Source organism: Trujillonella endophytica (assembly GCF_900110555.1).
Classification (GTDB): domain Bacteria; phylum Actinomycetota; class Actinomycetes; order Mycobacteriales; family Geodermatophilaceae; genus Trujillonella; species Trujillonella endophytica.
In genome coordinates this window covers 36,132-40,740 of the sequence record NZ_FOEE01000023.1, presented here as the reverse complement: position 1 = coordinate 40,740, position 4,609 = coordinate 36,132, and the positions used below count along the sequence as shown (strand labels likewise).

Genomic DNA, 4,609 nt, shown 5'->3' with positions numbered 1-4,609 from the left:
GGGGGCATGAGCGGTCGGCGATGGAGCGGTATGCGGTGACCGAGGAGTTGCTGGCGGCGGGGGCGCCGGTGGCGGCTCATTGGATCGCTGATCGGCAGTCGGGGCCGAATCTGTTGCGGTATGGCACGGAGGAGCAGCGGGAGACGCTGTTGCCGCGGATCGCGGCGGGGGAGTGTTTCTTCGTGATCGGGATGTCGGAGCCGGATTCGGGGTCGGATCTGGCGTCGATCCGGACGCGGGCGACGCGGAATGCGGCGGGGGACTGGGTGGTGAGCGGGGCGAAGGTGTGGACCTCCAATGCCCATCATTGTCATTTCGGGATCGTGTTGGTGCGGACGTCGCCGGCGGATCCGGCGAGCCGGCATGCGGGGTTGAGTCAGTTGCTGGTGGATCTGTCGTTGCCGGGGATCGGGATCAATCCGATCCGGATCCTGGACGGTGGGCATCACTTCAACGAGGTGGTGTTCGACGACGTCGTGGTGCCGGCCGGGATGTTGTTGGGGGAGGAGGGTGGGGGCTGGCATCAGGTGACGGCGGAGTTGGCGTTCGAGCGGTCGGGGCCGGAGCGGTTCCTGTCGACGTATCCGTTGCTGGCGGAGTTCGGCCGGCGCGCGGCGGCGACCGGTGATGCGGGGCAGTTGGCGGTGTTGGGGCGGTTGTCGGCGCGGTTGCTGGCGTTGCGGCAGTTGTCGTTGCGGATCGCGGCGGCGTTGGACCGGGGGGAGTTGCCCAATATCGCGGCGGCGTTGGTGAAGGACGTGGGGACGACGTTCGAGGCCGATGTGGTGGACGAGGTGCGGCGGGTGACCGATGTGCCGGCTTCGCTGGACAGCCCTGATCCGTTGGGTCGGGCGTTGGCGGAGGCGCAGTTGCACGCGCCGGGTTACACGCTGCGGGGTGGGACCAACGAGATCCTGCGCGGGATCGTCGCTCGTGGATTGGGACTGCGCTGATGGCATCCGAGCAGGACCTGCTGGTCGAGACCGTCGTCGACATCCTCGGCGGGCACGAGCCGTTCGTGCTCACGCCCGACCGGCCGTGGGACGAGCCGCTGTGGGCCGCCCTGGTGGAAACCGGCCTGACCGGCGTGGGCGTGCCCGAGGACGCCGGCGGCTCCGGGGGTGAGCTCGCCGATGCCGTCGCCGTCGTCCGCACGCTGGCGGCGGGAGCCGCGGCCGTACCCGCCGCCGAGCAGCTGCTGGTCGCCGCCCCGGCCCTGCTGGCCGCGGACCTGGACCTCCCCGCCCCGGAGGAGCCGCTGACGATCGCGGTCGCCGACGCGGTGACCGCGCACCCCTCCGACGACGGCGACGGCCCCGGACGCTGGACGCTGTCGGGCACCGCCGTCGACGTCCCGTGGGCGGGCGTCGCCCGGCACGTCGCGGTGCTGGCCGCCCCGCCGGCCGGGATCGAGGGGTCGGTGCTGGCGCTCGTCGACGCCGCCGGCCTCGCGGCCACCTCCGCGGTCAACCTGGCCGGCGAGCCGCGCGGGTCGCTGGTGCTCGACGGCGTCCCGGCGTCCGGGGCGCTGCTGAGGCCGGAGCAGGCCGCGCACGTGCGGGCGCGCTACGCCCTGGCCCGGGCGGTGCAGATCGCCGCGGCCCTGGAGCGGGTGCTGTCCTGGACCGTGCAGTACGCCGGCGAGCGCCACCAGTTCGGTCGGCCGCTGGCGAAGTTCCAGGCCATCCAGATGGAGCTGGCCGAGATGGCCGGCGAGGTGACCGCGGTGACGGCGATCGTCGATGCGGCGGTGCAGGGCCTGGACCGGCGGTCGCCGGAGCTGCCGCTGCTGGCGGCCGCGGCGAAGGTGCGGGCCGGCGCGGCGGTCGAGGTCGTGGCGCGGCTGGCGCACCAGGTGCACGGCGCGATCGGCTTCACCCAGGAGTACCGGCTGCACCACCTCACCCGGCGGTGCTGGTCCTGGCGTGACGAGGCCGGGAACGAGGCGACGTGGTCGGCGTTCCTCGGCGCGGGCGTGCTCGCCGGTGGTCCGGACCAGCTCTGGGCCACCCTCACCCGCCTGGGCTGACCCTCGGCGCCGTGCGCAGCGCCGAGGGTCGACCGCGGGTCAGGCCATCTCGGGGACGCGCAGGTGCGCCAGCACCAGTTCGAACTCGGCCATGTCCGTGATGCTGACCTCCATGGCGGAGACGAACGTGTCCCGCATGCGCTTGGCGTCCTCGCGGGTGGCCTCCATCGCCTCCCGGCTGTCGAACGTGACCGCCGAGGCCGCCCGACCCTTCTCGCGGTCGATCATCAGGCTGACGCTGCAGAAACCGCGCATCTCCTCGAGCTGGGGTACGAGGGTCATGCGGTAGGCGTCGAGGACCCGGTCCACGTGACCCGGGTCAGCCTTGCTCCACACCACCCGGGTACAGGCCCCCTGCGGCGCCTCGTGGCTGCGGTGCATCACGGCGAACTCCCACTCCTGCACCTCCATCTTCGCGTCGGCGCCCATGATCTCGCGCGCCCGTTCGCGCATGGGGCCGATCGTGTCGGCGCTGGCGCGCATCGCCTGCTCGTCCTGCCAGGCCGCGGTCACGATGCAGCGACCGGACTCCCGGTCGGCCAGCATCGACAGGCCCACGCAGCCGTCCATGTCCATGACCGCGGGCATCACCGTGTCGCGGACGTGGGCGATCCCGTCGTCCAGGCGATTCGGGTCGCCGTGGACGGTCGTGGTCCGTGCGTACATGCCGCACTCCTCTCGGGACGGGCGGCGCCCGGGCGGCACCGCCGCACCGGCCACCGTCCTCGCCGGTCGGGGGAGGGACAAGGGCCCTGCGGCCCGGCGGCTCAGGCGCGCAGGTCCCAGCCGGAGACGTCGACGCGGAGGTCGGCCCGGCCCGCGCTCGCGGCGATCAGCGCGGCGTTGGGCTCGTCGACCGCGGCCACCCAGGCGCGGGCGGCCTCGGGCGCCTTGCCGAAGCGGACGTGCCGGTCCAGCAGGCGGGCGCGGCGGACGTCGTCGTCGAGGTCGACGTACCAGACCTCGTCGAACGCCCCCCACACCTCGGGCCACGGTGGCTCCTCGAGCAGCAGGTAGTTGCCCTCCGAGACCACCACACGCGTCTCCGGGGGGACGGCGATGCTGCCCGCCACCGGTTGTTCGAGGTCGCGCTCGAAGGCGGGTGCGTACACCGTCGTCTCCTGCTCGGCGCGCAGCCGGCGCAGCAGCGCGAGGTAGCCGTGGACGTCGAAGGTGTCGACGGCGCCCTTGCGGTCCCGGCGGCCGAGCGTGTCCAGGGCGGCGTCGGCGAGGTGAAAACCGTCCATCGGGACACCGACCGCGGGGAGTCGACGTTCGTTCAGGCCCCTCACCAGGTGCTCCGTGAGGCTCGACTTGCCGGCGGCGGGAGCGCCGGCGATGCCGAGCACGATGCGTGGACGGCGCTTGGCCAGGGCGGCGACTCGGGCGACCAGATCATCGGGGGAGGGCGTGCCGCTCACGGGGGCAGCATGCCGCCGACGCCTCCGCAGCGCCGCCGCGGTGTCCGCGAACCGCCGGGGGGCACGCGTGGAGCGGGCCCCCGCGGGGCATACCCGCGGCGATGGACGAGGGCCGGGAGGTCAGCTGCGCGGGACGAGAGCGCCCGCCGGCCGTCCTGCCCGCCGGTCCGGAGGGGCCCGCCGCGCTGGCCGCCGGCCGGCTCGACCCGTGGCTCGTGCGGCTGCTCGTGTTCGTCGGGTTACTCGGCGCGCTCGTCGTCGCGATGGTGGGGTTCTCCTCGACCGCCCGGGCCGACGGGGGTCCCCTGGGCGAGGCGCTGGCCCCGCTGACGGAGGCGCTCGAGCCGACCGTCGGAAGCGTGATACCCGTGGTCGACACGGTGGTGGAGCCGGTCGCGGAGTCCGTCGAGACGGTGGTCGCCCCCGTCGCGCCGGTGGTGGAGACCGTGGTCGCCTCGGCGGCACCCGTCGTCGAGGCCGTCGCGCCGGTGCTGGAGGCGGGTGTCGCCCCGGTGACACCCGTCGTCGAGACCGTGGTGGCGCCGGTCGTCGAACCCGTCGTCGAGGCGGTGGTCGCTCCGCTGGCACCCGTCGTCGAGGCCGTGGTGGCGCCGGTGGTGGAACCCGTCGTAGAGGCTGTGGCGCCGGTCGTAGAACCCGTCGTCGAGGCGGTCGCGCCCGTAGTGGAGGCGGTGGTCGCCCCCGTCGCGCCTGTGGTCGAGACCGTGGTGGCGCCGGTGCTGGAGACCGTGGTGCCGCCGGTGGTCGAGGCGGTGGTCGCCCCGCTGGCGCCGGTCGTCGGGACGGTGGTGGCGCCGGTGGTGGAACCCGTCGTCGAGGCTGTGGCGCCGGTCGTCGAGGCGGTGGTCTCCCCGCTGGCGCCGGTCGTCGAGACCGTGGTGGCGCCGGTGGTGGAACCCGTCGTCGAGGCTGTGGCGCCGGTCGTCGAGGCTGTTGCGCCCGTGGTCGAGGCGGTGGTCGCCCCGCTGGCGCCGGTCGTCGGGACCGTGGTGGCGCCGATCGTAGAAGCCGTCGTCGAGACGCTGACTCCGGTGTTGCAGCCGGTGGTGGCGCACGTGGTCGAGGCGCTGGCTCCGGTGTTGCAGCCGGTGGTGGCGCCCGTGGTCGAGGCGCTGGCTCCGGTGTTGCAGCCGGTGGT

The 4,609-nt window shown here is 73.9% G+C and carries 5 protein-coding genes; 3 read left to right on the top strand and 2 right to left on the bottom strand.

From position 1 onward, the window contains the following. Both BMY88_RS22550 and BMY88_RS22545 read left to right on the top strand, forming a co-directional pair. Positions 1-953 (top strand): acyl-CoA dehydrogenase family protein (locus BMY88_RS22550; protein ID WP_091949444.1); only part of this gene is annotated, 953 nt, incomplete at its 5' end. Continuing rightward, positions 953-2,029: an acyl-CoA dehydrogenase family protein gene (locus BMY88_RS22545; RefSeq protein WP_091949418.1), complete on the top strand. Its 1,077-nt coding sequence runs from the start codon at positions 953-955 to the stop codon at positions 2,027-2,029. The genes BMY88_RS22550 and BMY88_RS22545, both read left to right, overlap by 1 nt. 39 nt (positions 2,030-2,068) lie before the next feature. On the opposite strand, the gene BMY88_RS22540 is transcribed toward BMY88_RS22545, so the two are convergent. Together BMY88_RS22540 and BMY88_RS22535 are read right to left on the bottom strand one after the other, a co-directional pair. After that, on the bottom strand, positions 2,069-2,695 hold the full coding sequence (locus BMY88_RS22540; protein ID WP_091949414.1) for an antibiotic biosynthesis monooxygenase: 627 nt from the start codon (positions 2,693-2,695) through the stop codon (positions 2,069-2,071). 101 nt (positions 2,696-2,796) lie between these two features. Continuing rightward, positions 2,797-3,450 carry a nucleoside/nucleotide kinase family protein gene (locus BMY88_RS22535; protein ID WP_091949411.1) on the bottom strand — a complete coding sequence of 218 codons (654 nt, stop codon included), beginning with the start codon at positions 3,448-3,450 and terminating at the stop codon, positions 2,797-2,799. Between the two features lie 215 nt (positions 3,451-3,665). Here BMY88_RS22535 and BMY88_RS24220 point away from each other — a divergent pair. Further along, the coding region (locus BMY88_RS24220; protein WP_211435785.1) for a hypothetical protein at positions 3,666-4,609 on the top strand (944 nt) is incomplete at its 3' end.

Coding starts and splice junctions, on each gene's coding strand:
- BMY88_RS22540 (WP_091949414.1), bottom strand. CDS start 2,695: ATGTACGCACGGACCACGACCGTCCACGGCGACCCGAATCGCCTGGAC.
- BMY88_RS22545 (WP_091949418.1), top strand. CDS start 953: ATGGCATCCGAGCAGGACCTGCTGGTCGAGACCGTCGTCGACATCCTC.